This is a genomic window from Roseibium sp. RKSG952, from assembly GCF_009711355.1.
Map to the genome: position 1 here is coordinate 1 of NZ_SMMF01000082.1, position 240 is coordinate 240.

1 protein-coding gene is annotated in these 240 nt (G+C 60.0%); it reads right to left on the minus strand.

Annotated elements, in window-relative coordinates:
* A partial coding sequence (locus E1297_RS00210) for a cellulose binding domain-containing protein (protein ID WP_196223062.1) occupies positions 1 to 240 on the minus strand: 240 nt, incomplete at both ends.

A 240-nucleotide genomic window follows, 5' to 3' on the forward strand; every position in this document is an offset into this window, starting at 1 on the left:
GCCGATTGACCGGCAGCAAGCGTCCCGTTGTAGCTCATGTTGCCGATCGTATAGATGTCGCCATCCTGATCGAGGATTTCCCCGTTCCAGATGTGCTGAATGCCACCGGGAACCCGCAGCTGCAGGGTCCACGCATCAACATCCTCATTCGCCGTGTAGGTCACACGGGCGTTATAGGCGGTGTTCCAGGCAGACGGGATTTCATAGCTTGCACTGCCCGAAGCGTCCGGTGCCGGGGCC